The organism is Kitasatospora sp. NPDC059327, assembly GCF_042752535.1.
In the GTDB taxonomy this organism is placed as follows: Bacteria; Actinomycetota; Actinomycetes; order Streptomycetales; family Streptomycetaceae; genus Kitasatospora.
In genome coordinates, this window is the sequence record NZ_JBHYYB010000234.1 from 2,300 (window position 1) to 2,838 (window position 539).

General features: G+C 73.1%; 1 protein-coding gene. It reads left to right on the forward strand.

The genetic code is table 11. The features are described 5' to 3' along the window. Positions 1–351: 351 nt before the first annotated feature. Positions 352–539, forward strand: a 188-nt coding sequence (locus tag ACFXHB_RS44645; RefSeq protein WP_380582951.1) for a hypothetical protein, incomplete at its 3' end; no start/stop codon positions are given.

Sequence of the window (539 nt, forward strand, 5' to 3'; positions counted from 1 at the left end):
CCCGCCCCCGCCCCCCCCTGCGGCGGGCGGTCGGCGCACGGCCTCGCGGGGGCGGGCCCCCCCCCCCCCCCCCCCGCGGCCGGGAGTGTCAGGGTGTCCGGGGCGACCATCGTGGTGTTCCCGGTGACCCGGTCAAACGCGCTGGAGTACAGGCTGGTGCCCGCGGGCCGGGTCGCCGGGCGCGTGACCTCTGGTCTGCTTGTGGTGTTCACCCGGCATGAGCAACGACACCGTCACTGACACGACCGCCGATGATTGGAAGGGCGTCTACGAGCTCCCGATGGGCGCGTTCAGCGCCTCCGACCGGGCGCGGCTGCAGCTCGCCTCCGAAGCAAGGGGCTGGCGGAGGAGGTGGCCCAACTGGTTCTGCTCCTCGCTCACGACCCCGCCGAGGCCGGGGACTACGCGGCCGCGACGCGGCAGATCCAGTACCGCACCGATCGACTCACCACGTGGGCGTTGACCGCCGAGGTGGCCAGGGGAACCTCGTGGGAACGGATCGCCGACAAGCTCGGCTACACCCCGGAGGGAGAACTGGA